This window comes from Ruegeria sp. AP7 (assembly GCF_056539905.1).
In genome coordinates this window covers 106910-129960 of sequence record NZ_JBQFVT010000007.1, presented here as the reverse complement: position 1 = coordinate 129960, position 23051 = coordinate 106910, and the positions used below count along the sequence as shown (strand labels likewise).

Genomic DNA, 23051 nt, shown 5'->3' with positions numbered 1-23051 from the left:
CAATATCAGGAGCTGTCATGCTGTCCATCACCCCGATCTACGCTGCACTGATTGCATTTCTGTTCATTGCGCTCAGCGTGAACGTCATCCTGCAGCGTCGCAAAGGTAAAATCTCGGTCGGAGACCACGGCGACAAGGCCATGATCAAAGCCATGCGGACGCAGGCCAACTGTGCCGAATATGCTCCTTTCGCATTGCTGCTGATCGCCATGGTTGAGTTGCAGGGCGCTGAAGCTTGGCTTGTTAATCTGCTGGGTCTGATGTTGTTGGCCGGACGGCTGTCGCACGCCTACGGTTTCGGAAAGACGCCACAAACAATCATCTTGCGACAGATCGGAATGTTACTGACATTCTTGGCGATTCTAGTCGCCGCTGTTGCGGGTCTGGTTCAGGCGCTTTGAGGTAGCTGAAACCACATTCCGGCTGGGTCATGCCAAATGGATTGGGTCTCGCTGAATCGGTGCGAAACCTCAGATTCCATCCGGTCACCATCAATTTTCGAAACCATAATCACCAGAATGATCATAGCCCCCAATACTATGGCCTTGAAATCTGAGACATCGATCATTGTGTCACCTTCCCGCACAGCTTGTTTTGCTTTCCATTTGCTCTTGAACGCGTGAGGGGCAGGCATTCCGTCGAAATAATTTTCGAACGGCCCCATTTTCCTCTTGCAGCCACGTGTGGGAATTAATACATCCCTCCTCACTCAACGGCGCGGGCGTAGCTCAGGGGTAGAGCATAACCTTGCCAAGGTTAGGGTCGGGCGTTCGAATCGCCTCGCCCGCTCCATTGAGAGGTCTTCGGACCGACATAAGTATCTGATGCGGGCGTAGCTCAGGGGTAGAGCATAACCTTGCCAAGGTTAGGGTCGGGCGTTCGAATCGCCTCGCCCGCTCCAGATACACAGATTTCAAGCACCAGAGTTTGCCAAAGCTTTGCCAGCAATGCAGCCATAGCAACGCAATGGTCAAAAGCATCACGCGCAACATAGCTTTTGGGCGGCCACTGTCGGACCCGCTTTCCGCGCAGGCCGAGCAACGAAAACGTCAAATCAAACCGAAAAACGGATGTAGTAGCGGCATAATACCACTCCGCCCCTGATCGCTGCTATGCGTCAGGAAAAGGAGACACCATGACCAAACTTGCACACAGCATGATCAGGGTTCTGAATGAATCGGTTTCAGTGCCCTTCTATCGCGAAGTTTTTGGATTGGAGATTGTTGATCGTCTGGATTTTGAAAGTTTCACCCTGATTTATATGGCCGTTCCTGGGTCGGCGTTCGAACTTGAGCTTACGGTGAACAAAAGCCGAGACACGCCCTACGAACTGGGGGATGGGTATGGTCATCTGGCGGTTGTCGTGGATGACCTCGAAGCTGCGCATGGCACAGCAGCCAAAGCCTGCGCAAACCCGGGTGACATTGTGGATTTCCGCCCCGGTGGAGAGCGCGTCGCGAGGTTCTTTTTCATCAAGGACCCCGACGGATATCAAATCGAAGTCATCGAAAAAGGCGGGCGCTTTGCCTGACCAACTGATCCAAGCACTAGGGAGGAACTATGCTATACAAACTCGATTTCACTGTTGAGTACGACGAAACCATGGCGCAGCAGGGTTTGCTGGGCATCTGGGCCGAAGAGGCAAATGCGGCCTTGGGTGCGAAATCAGCGGGTGTGGTCGTCGATCTTTGGAAAGTCGTCGGCGAACGCAAAGTGCTGGTGATTGCCGATGTAGAGACCCCGGATGATCTGGACCGCATTTTGTTCGATTTGCCAATTATGCAAAAAATGGGACATCTGGTTCAGGTGGATGTAAAATCCCTGCGTCGTTACGAAGATTTCGCCGACGATGTGAAAGAGCGGTTAGGCCGCTGAACAAACAAAGGAGACGTCCACATGTGTCAACTTTTCATCGAGGCCGACCCGGCACTCTGGACGTCTCATACACGATCATTCCGGATGGACGGGATGGTCACAAGCGTTCGGTTGGAAGAGATGTTCTGGCGTACTCTCGAAACAATCGGCCATCGGGACGATCTGACAGTTCCGCAATTACTGCACAGGCTTTACAATGAAAGCTTGGATGCAGGCCACGATGTCGGCAATTTCACGTCCTTCTTACGTGTCTGTTGCCTGAGATTTCTAGATCTCCAATTGCGCGGTCTGATCCCGGCAGAATCGCATGTAAAACTGTCTCAGCTTCCTGCCAGCGACATCCTTTCACTTGAAACAATTGAACGGTCGAAAGCCAACCCGAGACTAACATAGACGCAGGGCTCCAAGGAAGGCACGCCATCAATGTAGGGCACAGGCCCCGCCTAGTGACACCCAGCACGTCCGGCGCGGTCTTTTCAAACTGACTGGCACTTGCGCCTGGGTTGGGCCATTCTGAATTTGAATTCATTCAGAACGGAACCGCAACCATGCCGGACTATATCATCTGCCCCCTGACTGCCGAAGAGGTACAGCACGCCGTCGATTGGGCGGGTCGAGAGGGTTGGAACCCTGGGGTTCACGACGCCACTTGTTTCCGCGACACCGACCCCGATGGCTTTCTGGGCGGCTTCCTAGATGGCGAAATGATCGCCTCGGTCTCGGCCGTGAACTATGATGACAGTTTCGCATTTTTGGGCTTTTACATCGTCAAACCCGAATTCCGGCATCACGGTCACGGGCTTGAAATCGCACAGCATGCGCTGAGCCATTGTACGGGCTGAAACATGGGCCTGGTTGGCGTGGTCAAACAGCAGGATAACTATTTTAAGTCTGGCTTTTCCTTTGCTTATAACAACTATCGTTTCGCAGGGACAAAACACCAGATTCTGGCAAAGCTAGAGGCTGAGCCGAACAGCCATATATCGGATCTGAAACAAGCGTCTGATCAATTGAAGGTATATGATCGCGCTCTGTTCCCCGCACCACGCGATCTGTTTCTGGAAAGCTGGCTTGGTGCTTTCAGCCACGTTTCAAAGCTTTACACCGAGAACGGCAGGACCAGGGACTATGCAACACTGCGCCCTTGTCTAACGGGTTATTAGATCGGTCCCCTATTTGCGGACACTGCAGAAATCGCGAGGGCGTTGCTGGCCGCTGTTCTCCCGTCGATTCCCGAGGTTCATAACGCACACGAAGTGTTCATCGATATGCCACAGCCAAAGGTATCGGCGTTCGCGTTGGCCGAAGAGCTTGGGCTGGAGAAGGTCTTTGAGACCGCGCGGATGTATTCCGACCACGAACCCGAGATTGACCTGAACCGAATCTTCGGCGTGACGACGTTTGAACTGGGCTAGAAAGCCTTGAACGTCATCGTGGTCAGCGAGCGTTCGATATTGGGAATCACCAGCAGGTTTTCGTTGATGTAATGGCCCACATCATCGGTTTCGGGGATGTAGAGTTTCAGCAGCAGGTCATATTCGCCGCTGGTGGAATACAGTTCCGAGTGGATTTCGCGGAGGGCAATCTCTTCGGCTACCTTGTAGGTGGTGCCGGGTTTACAGCGGATCTGGATGAAAACGCAGGTGGACATGGGCCGGGCCTTGTTGGTTCGTGTTGACCGCAGGCTGGCATGGGCCGCGCTCGGGTGCAATCCCCTGCAACAGTTTGCACCGAAGGCTCAAAGCGGTCTGGATAGGCTGCTCTTCCGGGTCTATAAGCGCCCCAGAAGCAAAAGGAATTCGCCCATGCGCAGCGCTAAGATCAGCCGTCAGACCGCTGAAACCGAGATCTCGGTCGAGGTCAATCTGGACGGCACCGGCCAGTATGACAACCAGACTGGTGTTGGGTTCTTTGACCACATGCTGGACCAACTGGCGCGGCATTCGCTGATCGACATGACGATCCGCGCCAAGGGTGACTACCACATCGACGACCACCACACAGTGGAGGATACCGGGATTGCTCTGGGTCAGGCGCTGACGCAGGCATTAGGGGACAAGAAGGGTATTCGCCGCTATGGCGAATGTCACCTGCCCATGGATGATGCACAGGTGCGTTGTGCGCTGGACCTGTCCGCCCGCCCTTTCCTGATCTGGAATGTGGACCTGCCGACATCCAAAATCGGTACGTTCGATACAGAGTTGGTGCGCGAGTTCTTTCAAGCGCTCAGTACCCATGGCGGCATAACCCTGCATGTCGACCAATTACACGGCTTTAACAGCCACCACATTGCCGAGGCCGCCTTCAAGGCAGTCGCCCGCGCTCTGCGTTTGGCGGTCGAGACCGATCCGCGCAAGGCGGATGCGATTCCCTCGACCAAGGGCGCATTGTAGATGCTGACAGCCATCATCGACTACGAGAGCGGTAATCTGCACTCGGCAGAGAAGGCGTTTCAACGCATGGCTCGCGAGCTGGATGCTGGCGAAGTCGTCGTGACCTCGGACGCTGACGTTGTTGCGCGGGCGGATCGATTGGTCCTACCGGGAGACGGAGCCTTTCCGGCTTGCGCCACCGAGTTGCGCGGCCACAAGGGCATCTATGACGCGATGGTCGATGCGGTGGAACAGAAGGGCCGCCCGTTTCTGGGCATCTGCGTTGGTATGCAATTGATGGCGACCCAGGGGCACGAATACTCCGAGACCGACGGTCTGGGTTGGGTTGCTGGTGATGTCGTGAAGATCGAACCCTCGGACAGTACCCTGAAGGTTCCGCATATGGGCTGGAACGATCTGGTTTTGGAAAGCGACCACCCGGTTTTTGACGGGGTGAAATCAGGTGATCACACCTATTTTGTCCACTCCTACCACTTTCGGGTGACCAATCCGGTCCAACGATTGGCATATGTGGATTATGGGCAAGAGGTCACGGCCGTGATTGGCCGCGACACCATGGTCGGGATGCAGTTTCACCCTGAGAAAAGCCAGGACGTAGGCCTGCGCATGATCGGGAATTTCCTGACCTGGACTCCGTGATCGGTTATTGAACTCGGGTCCAATCCTGTCCACGGCAGATCAAACCACCCGCGACACAGCCTTTCACCGTCAGTTTGTTCTGCCCGTTCAGCGACATTTTTGAGTTGTAGGTCTTATCGCGATCCGGTGCCCAGATTTTGCCGCCGCTATAGGTACCGGCACCATCTGGCACCATGTCCCAGATGATCTGCTTCCCAAGGTTCTCGTACTCCAGTTGCTGATTGCCTTCAGCGTCAAACGCACTGTCGATGGTACCGCAAATAGCACTGCCGCATTCGGATATCGTCACATGCAGATAACCGCCCGTATCTCCTGGGGCAGTCTTCCACAAACCGTCCACCGGATCGGCGGCAAAGGCGGTTGTGGCCATCGCAGCGAATATAGCTGCAAGAGTATATGTCTTCATTGTTGTCTCCCTGTTTTGCAGACAGTCTGACCTGCCGGTCTGTACCCCGCAAGATTGACTTTGCGTCGCGTTGCGCCCCTGCCCCGCCTGTGCGATATCCCGCGCGTGTAACAAAGATATAGGACCGCCTGACATGATCCTCTACCCCGCTATCGACCTCAAAGACGGCAATGCTGTGCGCTTGCTGCGCGGTGAAATGGACCAGGCGACGGTCTTTAATGAAGACCCCGCCGCGCAAGCCCGCGCCTTTGTAGAAGCTGGCTGTGAATGGCTGCACCTGGTTGACTTGAACGGTGCTTTTGCCGGTGAGCCGGTAAACGCAGCCCCGGTTGAAGCTATTCTGAGGGAGTGCAATGTTCCAGCTCAGTTGGGTGGCGGCATTCGTGACATGGCAACAATCGAGGCCTGGATCGAGAAAGGCCTGGCGCGAGTGATTCTGGGCACTGTCGCGGTCGAGAACCCCGACCTGGTGCGCGACGCAGCCAAAGCCTTTCCGGGTAAGGTCGCAGTCGGTATCGATGCGCGTAACGGCATGGTTGCCACCAAAGGATGGGCTGAAGAGACCAATGTTCAGGTCACCGATCTGGCGCGCAGTTTCGAGGATGCTGGCGTCGCTGCAATCATCTACACCGACATCAACCGGGATGGTGCGATGCAGGGACCAAATATCGAAGCCACTGCTGACCTAGCCAAAGCTGTCGACATCCCGGTCATTGCCTCGGGTGGTGTGTCTTCTATTTCCGACTTGATTGCCCTGCGCGATTGTGGCGCAGATTTGAATGGTGCGATCTCAGGGCGCGCGCTTTACGATGGCGCCATCGATCTGAAAGAGGCTCTGACAACACTCAGAGAATAGTCCGATGCTCAAATCACGCGTAAAGCGATCCGAACTGCCAACCAAGAGTCTGCTGCATAGCCGACTGGAAGATGGCGATTTTCTGGATTGTTTCAGCGTGGTTTCTGATCTTTCGCCGCGTCAGGCGGCAGAGGTTATCACCAATTTCCCTTCGTGGGCCAAGGCGCTGGTTCGACTGCGCGGCATCCTGGTCGCCCCGTTTGGGCTTGATAACACAGGGCCAGAAGCAACTGATAAAGTGGGTATTTTTCCGGTTGAGCACGATGACGCGAGCGAGGTGATCGCTGGCTTCGATGACCGTCACCTCGATTTCCGCGTGTCTGTCTTTTCCGAAGACGGTCGTATTTCCCTCGCGACCTGGGTTCATCGACACAATCTGGGTGGGCGACTATATCTGGCGATTATTTTGCCTTTCCACATCCTGATTGCGCGCAACGCGCTTGCACGGGTGAGCCGCGCAAGCGCCTGACACGAAGCCATATTAGCCCGCTGCGGCTGTGGTCAGCTTTTTCAATGCACCACGCATCTTTTCGATAACCGGTGACTTTTCGACATCATCGAGTTCATCCATCGTCTCTTTTGGGTCTTCATAAGCCAGCCATACCTGACCATTCGCATCCTCATAAGCCTGCACCTTCAGAGGCAGAAATAACCCGGCGCGCGGATCGATCAGCATCGCAGGCGTGCCCAGTGCTGGGTTGCCGAAGATAAGCACCTGATTGGCTGCAATCGGAGTACCGACCTTTTCTGCACCAGCCGCGTGATCGATACGGGCAAATACAGTCGCGCCTGCATTGCCTACCGCAGCTTCGAGGGCGTCCAGCGCCTCGGCCACTGTTTTATTGGTTTGTACTTTGATGATGTCGTCAGCCATGGCGGACAGGGCGCCTCCGAATGTGATTATTGAAGCCAAAATAAGATGTCGCATCTGGATAATCCTTTTCATGAATTTCATCTCTAATTTCCATGGCTTCTCGGCAGATCACAATCACAAGTCTGGCATCGGCGAGGCTTTGCCGGTAGAGGTGCCCGCAACAGAGGATACCCAATGCTAAAAACCCGTATCATTCCCTGTCTGGATGTCGCTGATGGCCGCGTGGTCAAAGGTGTGAATTTCGTGGGCCTACGCGATGCGGGTGATCCGGTGGAGTCAGCCAAGGCCTATGATGCCGCTGGAGCCGACGAAATCTGCTTTCTCGACATCCATGCAACCCACGAAAATCGCGGCACCATGTTTGATGTCGTCCAACGCACGGCAGAGCAATGCTTTGTCCCCCTGACCGTGGGTGGCGGAGTTCGCACCAAGGATGATGTACGTGCCCTGCTGTTGGCAGGAGCGGATAAGGTCAGTTTTAATTCGGCCGCTGTGGCCAACCCGGATGTGATTGCTGAGGCGGCGGACCAGTTCGGCAGCCAGTGTATCGTCTGCGCCATCGACGCCAAAACCGTTAGCCCCGGCAAGTGGGAGATTTTCACCCATGGCGGTCGCAAGCCCACTGGTATCGACGCGGTTGAGTTTGCCAAGACCGTTGTAGCCAAGGGCGCGGGAGAGATCCTGCTAACCTCGATGGATCGCGATGGCACCAAGGCCGGATTCAACCTGCCCCTGACCCGCGCGATTTCAGGTGCCGTCGATGTGCCTGTGATCGCAAGTGGTGGCGTAGGCAATCTGGACCATCTGGTCGAAGGCGTCACAAAGGGCGGGGCCAGCGCCGTTCTGGCGGCCTCGATCTTCCATTTCGGCGAATACACCATCCAAGAGGCCAAAGAACATATGGCCGCCGCCGGCATTCCAATGAGGCTGACATGAGTATTCTACACGATTTGGCCGCAACCATTGAGGCCCGCAAAGGGGCGGATCCTGACAGCAGCTGGACCGCCAAGCTGTTGTCCAAAGGCCCTGAGAAATGTGCTGAGAAATTTGGTGAAGAGGCTATCGAAGCGATCATTGAGGCAGCCAAGGGCGACAACAAAAAGCTGACCTCTGAGGCGGCGGATGTGCTTTACCACTTGCTAGTCATGCTGGCCGCGCGCGATGTAGAACTGGACGATGTGTTGGCCGAACTGGCTCAACGCCAGGGCACCAGTGGCATCACTGAAAAGGCATCCCGGCCAAAAGGCTAAGCGGGTTTCGTGCGATAACCCGGCCCGCTATACTCCGGGTTCGGGTGCATTGAGGCAAAGGGCGCGCAGATGATCAGAGCTTTGGTGTTCGCAGCAGCACTTGCCACCCTCGCGGCCTGCGCCACCCCTCCCCCTTCCTCTGGAGATGAGGTGCAGCGGCTGGCCGCCGAAATCCAAAGCCTCGGCCCCGATATCGATCCGGAAGAGGCCACCCGCGCCGCCCGCATCGCCTATGCCTATACTGCGCAACTGGTGCAAGAATACGAAATCACCGATCCTCCACTTATCCATAACGCCAAGGTCAATAAGGGTCTGCGTCCGCGTGGCCTGTGCTGGCATTGGGCCGAGGATATCGAGCGTCGTCTGGATCAGGAACAATTCCATACGCTCGAGTTGCACCGCGCTATCGCCAATGCGGATAACCCGTTCCGCATCGACCACAGCACCGCCATCATCAGCCGCAAAGGCGAGAGCATGTATGACGGCGTCGTCCTGGACCCCTGGCGTTATGGTGGAGTGTTATTCTGGTCGCCCTTGGTTGAGGACACCCGTTACGAGTGGGTTCCACGCGAAGTGGTTCTGGAAAAGCGTCGTAAGGAACAGGCGGGGCATATAACGTCATTGCCTGCGAATTAAACCCTGCTGGATGCCTGCTGGCTGGGGTATTCCCCATTAAACCAACCGAGAACTGGTAAGGTCGCCCAGATGGCGACCTCAAAGTCAAGTCTAAGGCATCGGCCTGGAAAATTACGCATGAAACGGGTCGCTCTGAGAGGGACAAACCGCCTAAGCCTGAAATTCCATTCATCATGGAATTTCGGAATGTATCAGACCACACTAACGCTTATCTTGTTCTTGCTTCCGCTCGCTTACAGCCCCGGGCCCGGAAACATGTTTTTTGCGGCCAATGGTGTGCGATTCGGGTTCCGCGCTACCGTCCCCGCGAACGCCGGATACCACATCGCGACTTGGTTCGTGACAGCTGCAATCGGCTTTGGATTTCTGGCGACCATTGAGCGTTTTCCTCAACTATTTACGATCCTGAAAATCGCGGGTTCGCTCTATGTTCTTTGGATTGCATGGAAAATGCTGCGAGCGGGAACGCTTCAAGGTGCAGAGGACGCGAAGCCGGCCACGTTTATGGACGGTTCAATTCTGCTTCTGCTCAATCCAAAAGCATATGTCATCATAGCTTTGATGTTTACGCAGTTTCTGAGACCAGAAAGCCCGAGCAATTTCGCCCCTGTCATTCTGATCACGACCGTCTTTACACTTAACAACCTAATATCATTCGTGGTGTGGACATTGGTTGGAGACTGGATCGCAAGCTTCTTCCGGTGCCCAGAAAGCGCCCAAAAACTCAACCGACTTTTTGGGTCTGTTTTAGCAGCAGTGGCGATCTGGATGTTAGTATCGTAAGTTCGCTTGTTACGCGAAACTGTCCTGAGTGAAGAACCATACCAGGCGAGAAGTGTAGAACCTCACGCCAAGGTGTATATCACTTAATAGCAATGCCCCTAAGTATTCTGCCCTCTACAACTTAGATGAAATCACCCCGGTGGCGAACCCACCCATCCGCAGTTCACCAAACAAACGCTGATATTCGATTTTGGGGCAGCGGTTCATGACCACGTCAATATCGCGGGCCTGCGCTTTGGCAGCGGCCTCGGCATGTTCTACGCCGATCTGCATCCAGATCGTGCGTAGATTCGGCAACTCGGCCAAAGCCTCGTCAACGATAGGCGGAACGGCTTCAGAGCGTCGAAAAATATCAACCATGTCTACCGCTTCAGAGATCTCGGATAACGACGCCCTGACCGTCTGACCAAAGAGAGGTTTACCGGCATGCCCCGGGTTCACCGGAACACCGTATAGCCTTTGAGCGACAAGTAACGCGCAACGTAGTAGCTGGGCCTTACTGGATTCATAGATACTCCAACCACGGCAACAACCTTGGTACGTTTCAACACTGTGGTCAGGAACTGGTCAGAGTAATCAGTCATGATGGCACCCTAGACGCCATGCCAAAAAGAAAAAAGCGCTCAGGTCTTGCCTGAGCGCCAGTTGTTGGAACGAGGGACAGTGAAATGACCCGCGGCAGTTCCATTCCGCGGTCACTGTGACATTTAAGCCTAAGTTTGTGAAAAAAAAGAGGGCGCGCGCATTTTTGTGATGACAAGTCACAATTGGCGGAGATTTGCCGATCAGTTATACAGAACTTGAGGCCAATGCCCCTCGGCCTCGCGAATGTTCTGCGACACGTTCTGTTTCCAGATACGCTCAATCGCTTCCGAATGGGTCAAGTACAACTTTCCGTCAACGATCTGCCATGCTTGCGGGTCAGTGCTGCTGAGCATCCCCTGCACCATCGCATACGCACAATATCCACCAAACTGAGGAGCAAAAGCCCGTGGGTTGCGCTCGAATCTGTCACGATTTTCTTCCGATGTGAACTGCCACACGGCCCCCTTCCACATCAGGGAAAAATCAGATTTCCCCAGCGCAGGCGTTCCGATCCTGAAGTATGAGACCGCATCATAACCAGAAACAGCCAATCCGCCGTCCGAATAGAACATTGGCTTTTCCTGCGCTCTTACTGAAGGTGCTACGGCAAGACATGCGAGACTGGTTAATAAGGAACGTCGGGACAGCATCACTGATTCATCGATTGATTTTGAGAGGGCTTTAAGTTGCACAATTCATCTGGTCACGAAAACCCCCATGACGCCCTTGTGAACACGCGTGCGGTCTTCAATCGAAAACGTCTTCAATAGCATCCCAGGCTTCGTCCAATACGCGCGAAAACAGGCCCTTTTTCTTCTTTGCCTTTTTCTTATTGTAATGGGCCGACCTAGATTTTTGTACCGGACGATCAACAAGCTTGACCTTTGGAACCATCTTGAGGTTATGCAAAGGCGCGCCACAGCTTGAGCAACTTAGTTCATGTTGCTGTTTCCCCCTAAGAACCAGCGCGGCGCGGGTTCCACAATAACAGCAGGTGGCGATTTTGTGCGGCGTGGAAATGTGAACCTCCTGTCATCTGGGCTGTGACGCATATAGTGCAATTGCGGCAGCATTTGAGACATTGAGTGACCCAAATCCGCCCGCCGCGTCAATCTTGACCAACTGGTCCACAGTATCTTTGGTCTTTTGACGCAGGCCCGGTCCCTCGGCCCCCAATACTAATGCTACTGGCTGCGTTCGTTTGCCCTCCAATACGGTTTCGATGGTTTCGTCTGCCTCACCATCCAGACCCAGAACCAGAAAGCCCATATCCTGCAGCGCATTGATCGTGTCAGCCAGGTTACGGACACGCAGATACGGTTGCCGTTCCAACGCCCCGCTGGCAGTTTTCGCCAGTGCGCCCGTTTCAGGGGCCGAATGGTGCCGCGTGCCAATTACCGCACTTGCGCCCAATACTTCCGCTGAACGGAGAATCGCACCTACGTTATGCGGATCTGTGACCCGGTCCAAAAGCAACACACGCGGGATATCCTGCCCGATACAATTCTCGGCAAGCCCACCCCAGTCCAGTGGCTTGACCTCAAGCGCAGCCCCCTGATGAACAGAGCCCGGATCAATCGGAGCCGTGAATTTCCGTGGATCAACTACCTCGGCCTCAATCCCGGAATAATTAATGGATTCCGACAGCTTATCGCGGGCGTTTCGCGTCACGATCAAGCGTAACTTCTGCCGTTTCGGGTTCATCAAGGCATCACGAACAGCATGTAATCCAAACAGCCATACGGTTTCGGCAGCAGCAGCTTTTCGCGCCTGTTCTTTCTCAACGACCCACTTTGGTTTCTTCATTTTACGGGCCTCCGGGCCGGGAATTCGGTTTCCTGCGTCAAAGCGGTATTTTCCTGTTGACGCCCTTTAGACGCGCTAGTAATCACGCCTCCACGTCAGGTGCAACGCCTGACAGTGGGCGACAGGCCGCAAGGTGTGGCAGGGGACTGTAACTCCCTCGCGGAGACGCACGCCTGGTTCGATTCCAGGGTCGCCCACCATTCAGCTTCTCAGTCTTTGGGTCGGTAAATGCCATTTATGGTGTTCCAATAAGCTTTGCGTCCGCTTCGGTCGCTTGTTTGTTTGTTGCAAAGTGGGAATCTAGACTAATGCGAATGGCCCACATCCATTAACTGGAAATTTGTCTCTTGTATCAGATAGGGCAAACCACTCGTAGATTAGTGTTTTCGAGACATTGATCTCTTTATTGTTGCGGTAATTGCTCCAACAGCCAGCCCTGAAATTGCTTTGCAAATTCATTCTCTTCGTTGCTCGACAGGTAATATCCTTCGTTACTTTCGACGGTTGCCGGATGCGCCCTTTCAAGCACACCAGAATTGATCGCGTGTTTGATCAGAAGTTCGCTCACAAGCGCAATTCCATTGCCGTGGGCAGCAAAGTGTAAGGCCACACCGTACGAATCCGCAAAAATCTGAGGCTCCGGAACAGGCTCAACCTTTGCGGACCATTCTTTCCATCCGCTGGATGTGCCGACCGCTTCGATCAACGGCAAATCAATTACCCCACCTTCAAGTCCCGGTGATTTAAGGGCAATGAGCCGGTTAGGTGTGAGCAATCTGGCATTTCTTCCCACCTGTTTTTCCGATCCGAAGCGGATTTCCACATCTGCGCGTGCAGAACTGAACTCGTCCGGCCAGACCGCACTTAGAAGACGAACGCGGATATTCGGATGCCTCTTCCGAAATTCAGCAAGGTTTGGCGCGATAATCCACTGGGCAACACTGACTGACGACGCGATGGTCAAAAGGTTCTCTGACGGCCCAGTATCAAATGTATCTGTTGCTGCAGACAACACCCCCAGTGCCGCCCCGACCTGAGGCAGCAGTTTGCGCCCTTCGTCGGTCAGCGACAATCCACGCGCATGGCGCGTAAACAAAGCTGCACGTAGCCGTGTTTCAAGGGATTTTACCTGTTGGCTGACCGCAGATTGGGTCAGGCCGATCTCTTCACCGGCAGCGGTAAAACTCAGATGGCGCGCAGCGGCCTCGAATGCGCGAAACCAGGTCAGCGGGGGCAGCGATTTTTTCATGGGTCAAATAAGCCATTAGTCTTTTTAATACATAAGCCCTTAAATCAATCGTTTGTCAAAATCGGTGTAATCTCTGAATTTCTCGGGTAGCGAACAGGAGAAATTTATGCGCCCCGAGATACGGAAGATCGTGACCTATGATGAAGAGGTTCTCATCGAAGGTTTCAAAGAAACACAACAACCTTGGCGCATGTTCGCTGTTGCCGCTGTTGTCAAAAACCCGTGGGCGGGGAGGTTTGTTGAGGACCTGAAACCCGAAATACAGGCCTATGGCCCTGTTTTGGGAGAGATGATGACCAACCGGATGATCACCCTGGCCGGCGACGGAGATGCAATCGAAGCTTATGGCAAAGCCGCCGTGGTTGGTCTGAACGGCGAGGTCGAACATGCCTCGGGGCTAATTCATACGCTGCGCTTCGGCAATTTTTATCGTGAGGCGGTCGGCGCCAAATCTTATCTGGCGTTTACCAATACCCGCGGAACGGCCAATGCACCGATCATGGTTCCGCTGATGGACAAAAACGATGCTGGCAGACGCTCGCACTACCTTACCATCCAATTCTCGATCCCTGATGCGCCTCGGGATGACGAGATCGTGGTGGTGCTGGGCGCAGCTACCGGTGGACGCCCCCATCATAGGATTGGAGATCGCTATCAGGACTTGAAGGATTTGGGCCATGATCTGGACAACCCGGCCGCGGTCTGATTTCGGACGCCTCCGCGCGATCAGCCAAGGTGACGGTCCTGCGGTTCTGTTGATACATGGTGTCGGGCTTCGGGCCGAAGCGTGGAACGCGCAACTGGACACCTTGTCGTCAATGTTCCGTGTCACCGCAGTGGACATGCCGGGCCATGGCGTGAGCGCCTTGCCAGCCGGAGCACAAGACCTCCGGGGTTATACAGATACGATTGCATCCGGCCTGGATACCCCGGCAATCGTCATTGGTCATTCCATGGGGGCCATGATCGCACTGGATCTGGCTGCGCGACATAAGGGAAAGGTGCTGGGTGTGGCGGCACTGAATGCCATATACAATCGAAGTGATACAGCCGCCAAAGCCGTAAAAGCGCGCGCATCTCTTTTGGACACGGAAACAGGCGCTGACCCGACGCCTACCCTGGCCCGTTGGTTCGGTGATGCAGATGTCATCGAGAAAGAGGTTTGCAGAAATTGGCTCACAAACGTCGACCCGATGGCCTACCGCAGAGCCTACAGCATATTTGCGCATGAAAATGGCCCAGATATCGACACGCTCTCTGCGCTGACCTGCCCCGCACTTTTCCTGACGGGGAGCGCCGAACCCAATTCGACACCCGAGATGTCTGAAACCATGGCCTCGCTTACCCCGAAAGGAAAAGCCCAAATAATCACAGGCGCTGCGCACATGATGCCCATGACACATGCAGCCGAAGTCAATTCTGCGCTGCTGGAATTTGCTAGAAAGTCAACTCATGGCAGAGATTGATCCCCGCACCCTACGCAGCGCGTTTGGCCGTTTCATGACGGGCGTGACCGTGGTGACCTGCCGTGCAAATGACGGAACGCTTTGCGGTTTCACCGCCAATTCCTTTTCGTCGGTCTCGCTTGACCCGCCTCTGCTTCTGGTTTGTCCGGGTCGGTTTCTGTCGACCTTTGACCAGTTCTCGAACTGCAGTCACTTCGCCATTAGTATTCTGGCCGAGGGGCAGCAAGAAGTATCCAATACATTCGCCAGTTTCACCGGAGATCGTTTCGCCGCGGTCCCCCATACGCTCGATCTGAACGGCATTCCGTTGATCGATGGGGCTATTGCTCAGTTTTCTTGCAGCACATGGCAATCCTTGCCTGCAGGGGACCACCAAATCCTGATCGGAGAAGTGCAAGCGTTCACTGAATCCGACGCCCTTGGGCTTGGATATACCGGTGGGCAGTATTTCAGCCTTGGCCTCGAACGCGCCGCGATGGACCGGAATGGTGGCACAACAACTTGTGGCGCAATTATTAACTCAAACGACTGCGTTTTGCTGGAACTCACTGACGATGGATACCGACCGCCTCAGATCAGCCTAAGCGACATTGGCAATCTGCGGCAGGATCTGACCGACGCCCTCGCATTGCAGGGAAGCCCCGTCGAGCTCGGCCCGGTTTATTCTGTCTATGACGATGCGCAAAGCCAGACCCACCATGTTTACTTTCTGGCCCAAAGTGGCGTGCAAACCGGACAAACTTCGTTGCACCCCATCCCAACCGATGCCTTGCCGGCCCTCTCATACACGACCTCCGCGATTGCCGACATGATGCAGCGGTATGCGCTCGAATCCCGCACGAACAGCTTTGGGTTTTACCTTGGCAATGCGGATCGCGGCGATGTTCATAGCTTGATTGAAAGGAACTGATCCATGGATTTTTCGCTTTTTGCGCACATGGAACGCATGACCCCTGATCAAAGCCAGGAAAATCTTCACAGCGATTTCATCGAGCTGTGCAAAATGGCCGATGACGCCAGAATGCGCGCAGTGTGGACAGGTGAGCATCATGGAATGGATTTCACCATTTCCCCTAACCCTTTGTTGGAACTGGTCAACCTCGCCCATCACACCAACCATGTGAAACTTGGGACCGGTACAGTAATCGCCCCTTTCTGGCACCCTATAAAACTGGCAGGCGAAGCTGCATCGGCGGACCTGATTACAGGTGGCCGGATCGAGCTTGGCATCGCGCGCGGGGCTTACTCTTATGAATACGAACGTCTCATGCCGGGTATGGACGCGTGGGAGGCCGGGCAACGTATGCGCGAATTGGTGCCCCTGATCCCCAAACTATGGGCTGGCGATTGTGCACATGAAGGAGAGTTCTTTCAGTTTCCCGCAACGACCTCTGCGCCGAAACCTGTTCAGAAAGACGGGCCTCCGATCTGGATCGCCGCGCGTGATCCCAATAGCCATGAATTTGGCGTTCACAACGGATTTAACATCCAAGTCACCCCCCTCTGGCAAGGGATGGAAGAGATTGAGAGTCTGGTCGGCCGTTTCAATGACGCATGTGAAGGGTATGCTGGGCCACGCCCCAAAATCATGCTCTTGCACCACACATATGTCGGAAAAGATGCAGCCGATGTAGATTTAGCTGCACAAGAGTTGTCGCGATTTTATTGCTATTTTGGTGCATGGTTCCAGAACAAGCGGCCGGTGAAACAAGGTTTGATCCAACAACTGACCACAGAAGAAATCGCTGCCAACACGCTGATGGCCCCGGAAAACCTGCGTCGTGATCTGACGGTCGGAACCGCAACTGAGGTGATTGATCAGATCAAACGCTACGAAGATTTAGGGTATGATGAGTTCTCATTCTGGATCGACAGCGGCATGAGTTTTGAGCGTAAGCGCGCCTCGCTTGCCCGCTTTATCGACGACGTCATGCCAGCATTCCAGTGAGGGAAGAGATGGACCAGAAACCACATTACCAGCTTTTCATCGACGGGGAATTTACCGACGGTGCCCAAGGGCAAACCATGTCCTCGGAAAACCCCGCCACCGGAATACATTGGGCCACCTTTGCCTGTGCGGCACCCGACGATGTTGATCGCGCGATCAGTGCCGCTCGCCGGGCCCTCAACGACCCTGCATGGCGCGACATGACCCAGACTCAGCGTGGCAAGCTGTTGTATCGTCTGGCAGAATTGATCGAGGAGCATGCCGAACAGATCGGCCGCATCGAGACCACCGACAGCGGCAAGCTGCTGGCTGAGACTGCGGCGCAATCCGCCTATGTCGGGGATTACTATCGCTATTATGCAGGACTGGCAGACAAGATCGAAGGTGCAGTTCTGCCCATTGATAAACCCGACATGCATGCGTTTACCCAGCGCGAACCGATCGGCGTTGTGGTCGCGATCGTCCCCTGGAACGCACAGATGTTCCTGACCGCAACCAAGTTGGGGCCGGCCCTGGCTGCGGGCTGTGCTGTTGTACTAAAAGCCTCAGAAATCGCTCCTGCGCCCCTGCTTGAATTTGCCCGTCTCATTGAAGAAGCGGGGTTTCCGCCTGGCGTTGTATCGGTCCTCACTGGTGATGCCGAAAACTGCGCCATACCCTTGACGCGCCATCCGGATGTAGACCGTATCGCCTTTACCGGCGGGCCGGAAACTGCGCGTCATGTCGTTCGCAACTCGGCCGAAAATTTCGCGGTTACCTCGCTTGAGCTTGGGGGAAAATCCCCGATGGTCGTTTTTGATGACGCTGATCTCGATGGTGCCGCGAATGGATTGATTGCAGGAAATTTTGGCGCATCAGGGCAAAGCTGTGTGGCTGGTAGTCGTGGGCTTGTCCACCGCCCGGTATTTGAAAAGATCGTATCTCAGATTGAATCCAAAATGGAGGGCGTCACTGTCGGCGATCCTCTTGCGCCCGATACGCAAATCGGACCTCTTTGTACGTCAGCGCAGATACAGAAAATAGAGGCCGCGCTAAATGCCGCCCGTTCTGCGGGCGCGCGTATCCGTTTTGGTGGAAGCAGGTTGGAGCGCGCTGGCAACTATATGGCGCCGACGCTTGTGGAATGCCCCAATACCGACATCGAGACCCTGAAGGTTGAGATGTTTGGCCCGGTTATGTCCTTGATCCCGTTTGATACGGAAGAGGAAGCCATCGCAATCGCCAATGAAACGCCATATGGGCTCGGCGCGGGGGTATTCACCCAAAACGTCGCCCGTGCACATCGTGTGTCAGGACGGCTCAAAGCAGGGATTTGCTGGGTGAACACGTATCGCGCAGTCTCTCCCATTGCCCCATTTGGTGGGTTTAATCAGTCCGGATATGGGCGAGAGGCCGGGATTGACGTGGTTTATGACTACACGAGAACCAAAACCACCTGGATCAATACGTCAGATGCGGCAATGGCCAATCCATTCACCATGCGCTGACATTTATATGATCTGGAATTTTTTGAGCCAACTTCTGACGGACTGGTGACGGAATAGGCACCGCTTACAGCGATGATTTCGACCCAAATCCAGAAAAACCTACAGAAGCTTATCTGGGTCGATGCTGTTAGACACCGAGGTAACGTGTAAGGATCGTCTGATCTTCAGCGACATCTGCGGGTTGGACAGTCACACGATCTTGGCCGTTTTCAATAAAGGTGATCCGGTCAGCAATCGACAAAACCGCATCGATACGCTGTTCCACAAGGACGATAGCGTAGCCTTCTGCTTTCATTTTGACCACGACTTGCCGGATCTGTTCGATCATTGAAGGCTGCAAGCCTTCGGTCGGTTCGTCCAAAAGCAATACCTTGGGGCGCAGGCATAACGCTCGGGCTGTGGCCAACATCTGCTGTTCACCTCCTGAAAGTGTACCGGCGACTTGGCTCAGACGTTCCTTGAGCCGGGGAAAGAGTTCAAGCACCCAATCTCGTGTATCTGCACCTTCACCCCGCGCCAAAAGGCCCATTTCGATGTTCTCTGAAACCGTAAGCTCAGGAAAAAGCCGCCGTCCCTGCGGGATATAGCCGATTCCGCGTTGTGGCACGAGGTGTGCAGGCAGGGCGCTGAGGCGTTCACCATCTAAGATGACCTCACCTTGGCTCAGGGGTAGTTGCCCCATGATTGCTTTCAGCAATGTCGTTTTGCCCGCCCCGTTGCGGCCCATCAGGCAATGAATTTCCCCTGCACTGACGGTCAGCGATACGCCAAACAGTACTTTTACCTTGCCATAGCCGGTGTGGATATTCTGGACCTCAAACATCGGCGGGCGCCCCCAAATAGGCGGATTGCACGGCAGCGTTCGCGCGAATTTCGTCAAAGCTACCCGAGGCCAAAAGGCGACCCTGATCCAGCACTGCAACATGATCGGCGGTTTCAGCGACCACCCGCATATTGTGCTCGATCAGCAGGATCGTTGTTTCTTCGGCCATCGTCCGCATGAGCGCCACAAACGCTTCAACTTCACCTTCGGCCAGACCTTGGGTCGGTTCGTCAAGGATGAAAAGCTTGGGATCCTGCGCCAGACCCATGGCAATTTCCAACACCCTTTGGTGACCATAACTGAGGTCCGAGGCGACCTGGCCAGCGCGATCCTTCAATCCAATTCTATCCAGCACAGCAGCCGTCGTTTCAGCATGGGCTACTTTGTCATGCGCAAGCCTGCGGCCGGCAGCAAGGGCGACGTTGTCTTCAACCGTCAGTCCGGGAAAGATCGAAGTGATTTGGAACGTATAGGCCATGCCGAGTTGCATGCGTTTATGTGCGGGCAGTTGGCTGATGTCCCGGCCTTCGAATGAAACGCTGCCGCGGGTTGGTGGAGTCCGCCCGCTAACCATTCCAACAAATGTCGACTTGCCCGCGCCGTTTGGCCCTATCAACGCTGTAATTGCATTCCTTCGCAGAGAGAAATCTATGTCAGTATTGGCCTGGAGCCCGCCATAGATCTTAGTCAGGCCTTTGGTCTCAAGGATATTTACGGCAACCATGACACAGCTCTCTTGCGTATTGTGCCCGCAATACCTTGGGGGGCGAACAGGGTCAGCAGAACCAGAGCAACACCGGCAACAAACATATATGCGTTGGTGAAACTGCTAGAAATGTCGATCAGATAGAACATGAAGATGACACCGATGAGAGGACCGATCGTAGTTCCGGCCCCTCCCAGCAAAACCCATAGCAGCGGGAAGATGGAATAATGCACCGCAGCAAAGCTTGCACCGACATAGCCGAACAGCATCGCGTAGGCGGCGCCTGCGACACCTGAAAACAGGCCAGATACAACCAGCGCGGCAAGTTTAAGCCGCCCTACGTCATATCCCAACATCCGGGCACGCTCCTCGTTTTCCCGTATGGCGACCAGTCGCTTGCCGAATGGGCTTTGCACCAAACGCGCCATGGCGAGAAAGCAGATGGCGAAAAGGGTAAATGCAGCGAAGTAACGTGCCGTTTCCGTTGTCAGGTCAATCCCAGCGAGGTTGCGTTGGGCCTGTTGAATGATGAAGCCTTCGTCACCGCGCGTGTATTCTCCGAAATACAGGATCACGAGATAGAAGGTTTGAGCAAACATCAGCGTCACGATCATGAACGCGACACCGATGGTACGCAGCGCCAATAAGCCAACGCCCAGTGCCAACAACCCCGCGGCAAGGGCGCCAACTGCAAAAGCTGGCAGCACTGACAGTCCGCCGAAATTCATGCTCAGCCCAAACCCGTACATTCCGGCGGCAAAGAACATGGCGTGGCCGAGGCTCAGCAGGCCGGTATAGCCAAACAGCAGATTGAACCCGATGGCATAAATCGCAAGCACCATGATCCGCGAGAAGGCTCCGACGTGATAGGCGGGCAGCACGAAGAACAATGCGATAAGCACAAGTAAGGTGCCGAAATGCAAAGCGGTTGTTCTGGACATCGTCATCAGGCCGCCACCCGCCCAATCAAGCCTTGCGGCTTAAACACAAGCACCATTGCGACAAGGAAGGTCGCGATGATTTTGGCCAGAGTCGGCGAGAAAAAGACCGAGATAATGCCATCGCTCATTCCGATCAGCACCGCTGCAATCACAGTGCCGGGCAAACTTCCGAGACCGCCGATGATTACCACGATAAACGCCAGCAACAATGGATCTCCACCCATCAGATAATGGGCCTGCTGAATTGGAACCACTAACACAGCACCTAGTGCTGCCAGCCCTGCACCCAGGCCAAATACCCAGGAGTACACACGATTGACCGGCACCCCAAAGGCCTGAGCCATCTCGCGATCCTGCTGCGTTGCACGCATGATCAATCCGATCTTGGTGCGCGTCAGCACAAACCAAAGCACCCCCAACACGGAAATCGCCGCAACTATCACGAACAGCTTGTAGGTCGTCACGCTTAGCCCCCAGGGCCAGATCATTTGGAATCCATCTGCACCAAATTCGAACCAGGGCAGTGCCAAGCGAGTGTTGAATGGTGGCGCGACGGGCCGCGCCTCGGGTCCATACAGCATCAGCGTCGATTGCTGCACAATATAAAGTACGCCAATCGTGGCTACGATGGTCCGGTCCACGTCATAGTCGATCCGCTTTAGGATCAGCTGATCAACCCCCGCCGCAATGCAGCCGACCAAAACCGGCACTATAAGCAGGGCGGCCACAAATCCGAAACCTGCATGTCCGCCGATCATCGTGCTTACCGCCCAGGCAAATACCGCACCCAGCATGAAGAACTCGCCATGGGCGACATTCACAACGCGCATGACGCCGAACACAATGCTGAGCCCCATTGCCGTCAGCACAAGAATAGCCGAGATGACCGCCCCCTCGATGGAGGCGAGCATCAGGTGAGGCCCGAAGTCCATACCCAGTCTCGCTTTTGCCTAATGTCGGGATCAGAAGGATTGCGTGGTGTAATCCACCTCATCTTCATAAAGGCCATCCTCGATTGACGCGGTATGCACCACATCAAGACGGCCATCACCAACCTTTGAGATATACTGTTTGCCAAAGGCCTGATGGGTCTTGCCGTTAAAGACCTTTTCACCCTGCGGATGTTCGATGGATTCCGGCATGTCAGTCATCGCCTCGACCGCTTCGATCAGTTTTGAGCGATCTGCAGGCCCTTGGTAGTCCGCTGCTTCCATACCTGCCTTAATGATATGCATCGTTTCCCAACACCCGAACATATGAGCGTAAGTTGCAACATTGGCCGGGTCATCGATCGCAGCGCCACTGTCATTCACGCCGACTGCCGCACGATAGGCTGAGGCCGCCTCAGATTCGTTGGCCTGCTTATAGCGCGGCATGCCTTCCCAGAAATACGTGCCTTCGAGGAACTCAAGCCCGGGGCTTTGTATATCAACCGCTTCAAGGCTGTCGATAAAGCCAAAAATCTCGGGTCGGCTGGGCCCGAAGAACTCGCCCATTTCTTTGACGAATGTCAGCACTGCCGGGCCCACCATCACATGATAGATCACCTCGGTTTCGCGCGGGATGCTTGGGAAATAGCGGGTGAAGGTTGTCTCGGTGGGCGGGATCGCAATCTTCGCAACAACTTCGCCCCCATGCGCCTCAATCGCTTGCGAGAAAAAGTCGCGATGATCATGGCCGAAAGCAAAGTCAGGATAAATCATCGTGACCTTTTTACCCAGATTGTCGGCGACGAAAGGTGCCATTGAAATAACCTGACTTTTCACATCGGTGATACCTGGTTGCAGCGTATAGCGATTCAGCATGCCGCTGGCGACATGGTGACCTTCGGAAACAACAAAATAAGGCAGTTTCAACTCGCCCGCGCGGGGCGCAGAGCCAATTACCACGTGGCTGAACAAGGTACCGAAAGCGACGTCTACCTCGTGTTGGTTGGCAAATTTCTCAAGCACTTCGGCCCCACGCCCGGGATCGGTTGCGTCGTCTTCTGTGATGATCTCGACCGGACGGCCATTGATGCCGCCCATTTCGTTGATGCGCGCAGCAGCGGCGTTGGTCGCCACGTCATACCAGCGGCCATATGCAGCGCCAATGCCAGTCGCGTGCTTTTGGAATCCGATCTTGATCGGTGCCGAGCTTTGCGCTTGCGCAAAACCAAGAGAACCGGGCAACACCCCACCCGCGGCCAGAGCACTTGCACCGGCCCCGAGACCAAGCAGTGTACTACGGCGACTGATCTTTGAAGTCTTTGTCATGGCGTTCATCTCCTCTGTTGTTTTTAGGGCGATGTTTCGCCTCTCTTTTTTGATCAGTTTGTATGTATACTAA

Annotated in this window: 30 protein-coding genes, 3 tRNA genes and 2 pseudogenes; 22 read left to right on the top strand and 13 right to left on the bottom strand. The window is 54.7% G+C overall.

Annotation, left to right across the window (positions count from 1 at the left end):
• Positions 1 to 17 precede the first annotated feature (17 nt).
• From ACR0KN_RS14270 to ACR0KN_RS14235, 8 genes and pseudogenes are all read left to right on the top strand, one after another.
• Positions 18 to 401, top strand: coding sequence for an MAPEG family protein (locus ACR0KN_RS14270; protein WP_480654439.1), 384 nt, complete (start codon positions 18 to 20; stop codon positions 399 to 401).
• A 316-nt stretch (positions 402 to 717) separates the two neighbouring features.
• A tRNA-Gly gene (locus tag ACR0KN_RS14265) sits at positions 718 to 792 on the top strand.
• A gap of 34 nt (positions 793 to 826) precedes the next feature.
• Positions 827 to 901: transfer RNA gene (locus ACR0KN_RS14260), tRNA-Gly, on the top strand.
• A gap of 234 nt (positions 902 to 1135) precedes the next feature.
• Complete coding sequence (locus ACR0KN_RS14255) at positions 1136 to 1531, top strand: VOC family protein (protein ID WP_480654437.1); 396 nt, start codon at positions 1136 to 1138, stop codon at positions 1529 to 1531.
• 29 nt (positions 1532 to 1560) lie between these two features.
• The gene (locus ACR0KN_RS14250) at positions 1561 to 1875 is read left to right on the top strand and encodes a muconolactone Delta-isomerase (RefSeq protein ID WP_480654435.1); all 315 of its coding nucleotides are present in this window, start codon (positions 1561 to 1563) and stop codon (positions 1873 to 1875) included.
• 21 nt (positions 1876 to 1896) lie between these two features.
• Positions 1897 to 2268 carry a ribbon-helix-helix domain-containing protein gene (locus ACR0KN_RS14245; RefSeq protein WP_480654433.1) on the top strand — a complete coding sequence of 124 codons (372 nt, stop codon included), beginning with the start codon at positions 1897 to 1899 and terminating at the stop codon, positions 2266 to 2268.
• Between the two features lie 155 nt (positions 2269 to 2423).
• Complete coding sequence (locus ACR0KN_RS14240; RefSeq protein WP_480654431.1) at positions 2424 to 2717, top strand: GNAT family N-acetyltransferase; 294 nt, start codon at positions 2424 to 2426, stop codon at positions 2715 to 2717.
• Positions 2718 to 2720: 3 nt separating this feature from the next.
• Positions 2721 to 3290 (top strand): annotated as a pseudogene (locus tag ACR0KN_RS14235) (hypothetical protein).
• Here the strand turns inward: ACR0KN_RS14235 and ACR0KN_RS14230 are convergent.
• A complete protein-coding gene (locus ACR0KN_RS14230; protein WP_010442612.1) occupies positions 3287 to 3526 on the bottom strand; it encodes an Lrp/AsnC family transcriptional regulator in 240 nt (79 codons plus the stop codon). The pseudogene ACR0KN_RS14235 and the gene ACR0KN_RS14230 sit on opposite strands and share 4 nt — an antisense overlap.
• Positions 3527 to 3680: 154 nt before the next feature.
• On the opposite strand from ACR0KN_RS14230, the gene hisB reads away from it, so the two are divergent.
• Both hisB and hisH read left to right on the top strand, forming a co-directional pair.
• Positions 3681 to 4268: an imidazoleglycerol-phosphate dehydratase HisB gene (hisB, locus tag ACR0KN_RS14225; protein WP_170775323.1), complete on the top strand. Its 588-nt coding sequence runs from the start codon at positions 3681 to 3683 to the stop codon at positions 4266 to 4268.
• Positions 4269 to 4907 (top strand): imidazole glycerol phosphate synthase subunit HisH, encoded by a 639-nt coding sequence (hisH, locus tag ACR0KN_RS14220; protein ID WP_480654428.1) that lies wholly within the window; start codon positions 4269 to 4271, stop codon positions 4905 to 4907.
• Between the two features lie 4 nt (positions 4908 to 4911).
• On the opposite strand, the gene ACR0KN_RS14215 is transcribed toward hisH, so the two are convergent.
• Positions 4912 to 5313, bottom strand: coding sequence for a DUF2147 domain-containing protein (locus ACR0KN_RS14215; protein ID WP_480654426.1), 402 nt, complete (start codon positions 5311 to 5313; stop codon positions 4912 to 4914).
• A gap of 133 nt (positions 5314 to 5446) precedes the next feature.
• Between ACR0KN_RS14215 and hisA the strand changes: the two genes are divergently transcribed.
• Entirely contained in the window at positions 5447 to 6169 is a 723-nt protein-coding gene (gene hisA / locus ACR0KN_RS14210; protein WP_480654424.1) for a 1-(5-phosphoribosyl)-5-[(5-phosphoribosylamino)methylideneamino]imidazole-4-carboxamide isomerase, read from the top strand.
• 4 nt (positions 6170 to 6173) lie between these two features.
• Complete coding sequence (locus tag ACR0KN_RS14205) at positions 6174 to 6638, top strand: DUF2867 domain-containing protein (RefSeq protein WP_170543583.1); 465 nt, start codon at positions 6174 to 6176, stop codon at positions 6636 to 6638.
• A 12-nt stretch (positions 6639 to 6650) separates the two neighbouring features.
• On the opposite strand, the gene ACR0KN_RS14200 is transcribed toward ACR0KN_RS14205, so the two are convergent.
• A complete protein-coding gene (locus ACR0KN_RS14200) occupies positions 6651 to 7097 on the bottom strand; it encodes a DUF302 domain-containing protein (protein WP_260024968.1) in 447 nt (148 codons plus the stop codon).
• Between the two features lie 120 nt (positions 7098 to 7217).
• Between ACR0KN_RS14200 and hisF the strand changes: the two genes are divergently transcribed.
• The 4 genes from hisF (at position 7218) to ACR0KN_RS14180 (ending at position 9712) form a co-directional block, all read left to right on the top strand.
• The gene (gene hisF / locus ACR0KN_RS14195; protein WP_480654422.1) at positions 7218 to 7979 is read left to right on the top strand and encodes an imidazole glycerol phosphate synthase subunit HisF; all 762 of its coding nucleotides are present in this window, start codon (positions 7218 to 7220) and stop codon (positions 7977 to 7979) included.
• Complete coding sequence (locus tag ACR0KN_RS14190) at positions 7976 to 8293, top strand: phosphoribosyl-ATP diphosphatase (protein WP_170543579.1); 318 nt, start codon at positions 7976 to 7978, stop codon at positions 8291 to 8293. Before hisF ends, ACR0KN_RS14190 begins: the two co-directional genes overlap by 4 nt.
• 69 nt (positions 8294 to 8362) lie before the next feature.
• A complete protein-coding gene (locus ACR0KN_RS14185) occupies positions 8363 to 8929 on the top strand; it encodes a hypothetical protein (protein ID WP_170543578.1) in 567 nt (188 codons plus the stop codon).
• A 186-nt stretch (positions 8930 to 9115) separates the two neighbouring features.
• Positions 9116 to 9712 (top strand): LysE family translocator, encoded by a 597-nt coding sequence (locus tag ACR0KN_RS14180; RefSeq protein WP_480654419.1) that lies wholly within the window; start codon positions 9116 to 9118, stop codon positions 9710 to 9712.
• 114 nt (positions 9713 to 9826) lie between these two features.
• Here the strand turns inward: ACR0KN_RS14180 and ACR0KN_RS14175 are convergent.
• The 4 genes and pseudogenes from ACR0KN_RS14175 to rlmB all read right to left on the bottom strand — a co-directional run bounded on the left by ACR0KN_RS14175 (position 9827) and on the right by rlmB (position 12103).
• Positions 9827 to 10296: pseudogene (locus tag ACR0KN_RS14175) on the bottom strand (CoA-binding protein).
• 201 nt (positions 10297 to 10497) lie between these two features.
• Positions 10498 to 10869 (bottom strand): YHS domain-containing (seleno)protein, encoded by a 372-nt coding sequence (locus ACR0KN_RS14170; protein ID WP_170543575.1) that lies wholly within the window; start codon positions 10867 to 10869, stop codon positions 10498 to 10500.
• A gap of 175 nt (positions 10870 to 11044) precedes the next feature.
• Positions 11045 to 11191: a hypothetical protein gene (locus tag ACR0KN_RS14165; RefSeq protein WP_480654417.1), complete on the bottom strand. Its 147-nt coding sequence runs from the start codon at positions 11189 to 11191 to the stop codon at positions 11045 to 11047.
• Positions 11192 to 11329: 138 nt separating this feature from the next.
• A complete protein-coding gene (gene rlmB / locus ACR0KN_RS14160) occupies positions 11330 to 12103 on the bottom strand; it encodes a 23S rRNA (guanosine(2251)-2'-O)-methyltransferase RlmB (RefSeq protein WP_480654415.1) in 774 nt (257 codons plus the stop codon).
• 116 nt (positions 12104 to 12219) lie between these two features.
• On the opposite strand from rlmB, the gene ACR0KN_RS14155 reads away from it, so the two are divergent.
• Positions 12220 to 12303, top strand: a tRNA-Tyr gene (locus ACR0KN_RS14155).
• 203 nt (positions 12304 to 12506) lie between these two features.
• Here the strand turns inward: ACR0KN_RS14155 and ACR0KN_RS14150 are convergent.
• A complete protein-coding gene (locus tag ACR0KN_RS14150) occupies positions 12507 to 13352 on the bottom strand; it encodes a LysR family transcriptional regulator (RefSeq protein ID WP_480654413.1) in 846 nt (281 codons plus the stop codon).
• Between the two features lie 106 nt (positions 13353 to 13458).
• Between ACR0KN_RS14150 and ACR0KN_RS14145 the strand changes: the two genes are divergently transcribed.
• The 5 genes from ACR0KN_RS14145 to ACR0KN_RS14125 are packed head-to-tail and all read left to right on the top strand — an operon-like array spanning position 13459 to position 18253.
• Entirely contained in the window at positions 13459 to 14058 is a 600-nt protein-coding gene (locus ACR0KN_RS14145; RefSeq protein ID WP_480654411.1) for an amino acid synthesis family protein, read from the top strand.
• On the top strand, positions 14030 to 14818 hold the full coding sequence (locus ACR0KN_RS14140) for an alpha/beta fold hydrolase (protein WP_480654409.1): 789 nt from the start codon (positions 14030 to 14032) through the stop codon (positions 14816 to 14818). The genes ACR0KN_RS14145 and ACR0KN_RS14140 overlap by 29 nt, the downstream gene beginning before the upstream one ends.
• Positions 14805 to 15728: a flavin reductase family protein gene (locus ACR0KN_RS14135; RefSeq protein ID WP_480654407.1), complete on the top strand. Its 924-nt coding sequence runs from the start codon at positions 14805 to 14807 to the stop codon at positions 15726 to 15728. The genes ACR0KN_RS14140 and ACR0KN_RS14135 overlap by 14 nt, the downstream gene beginning before the upstream one ends.
• A gap of 3 nt (positions 15729 to 15731) precedes the next feature.
• On the top strand, positions 15732 to 16766 hold the full coding sequence (locus ACR0KN_RS14130; RefSeq protein ID WP_480654405.1) for an LLM class flavin-dependent oxidoreductase: 1035 nt from the start codon (positions 15732 to 15734) through the stop codon (positions 16764 to 16766).
• Between the two features lie 8 nt (positions 16767 to 16774).
• On the top strand, positions 16775 to 18253 hold the full coding sequence (locus tag ACR0KN_RS14125) for an aldehyde dehydrogenase (RefSeq protein ID WP_480654403.1): 1479 nt from the start codon (positions 16775 to 16777) through the stop codon (positions 18251 to 18253).
• A 127-nt stretch (positions 18254 to 18380) separates the two neighbouring features.
• Here ACR0KN_RS14125 and ACR0KN_RS14120 read toward each other — a convergent pair whose 3' ends face one another.
• From ACR0KN_RS14120 to ACR0KN_RS14100, 5 genes are read right to left on the bottom strand one after another with little or no spacing between them, the layout of a single operon-like run.
• Positions 18381 to 19076: an ABC transporter ATP-binding protein gene (locus ACR0KN_RS14120; RefSeq protein WP_480654401.1), complete on the bottom strand. Its 696-nt coding sequence runs from the start codon at positions 19074 to 19076 to the stop codon at positions 18381 to 18383.
• The gene (locus ACR0KN_RS14115; RefSeq protein WP_480654399.1) at positions 19069 to 19800 is read right to left on the bottom strand and encodes an ABC transporter ATP-binding protein; all 732 of its coding nucleotides are present in this window, start codon (positions 19798 to 19800) and stop codon (positions 19069 to 19071) included. The genes ACR0KN_RS14120 and ACR0KN_RS14115 overlap by 8 nt, the downstream gene beginning before the upstream one ends.
• A complete protein-coding gene (locus tag ACR0KN_RS14110) occupies positions 19788 to 20729 on the bottom strand; it encodes a branched-chain amino acid ABC transporter permease (RefSeq protein WP_480654397.1) in 942 nt (313 codons plus the stop codon). Before ACR0KN_RS14110 ends, ACR0KN_RS14115 begins: the two co-directional genes overlap by 13 nt.
• The gene (locus tag ACR0KN_RS14105; protein WP_480654395.1) at positions 20729 to 21655 is read right to left on the bottom strand and encodes a branched-chain amino acid ABC transporter permease; all 927 of its coding nucleotides are present in this window, start codon (positions 21653 to 21655) and stop codon (positions 20729 to 20731) included. Before ACR0KN_RS14105 ends, ACR0KN_RS14110 begins: the two co-directional genes overlap by 1 nt.
• Before the next feature lie 30 nt (positions 21656 to 21685).
• Complete coding sequence (locus ACR0KN_RS14100; RefSeq protein WP_480654393.1) at positions 21686 to 22978, bottom strand: ABC transporter substrate-binding protein; 1293 nt, start codon at positions 22976 to 22978, stop codon at positions 21686 to 21688.
• Between the last annotated feature and the right edge of the window lie 73 nt (positions 22979 to 23051).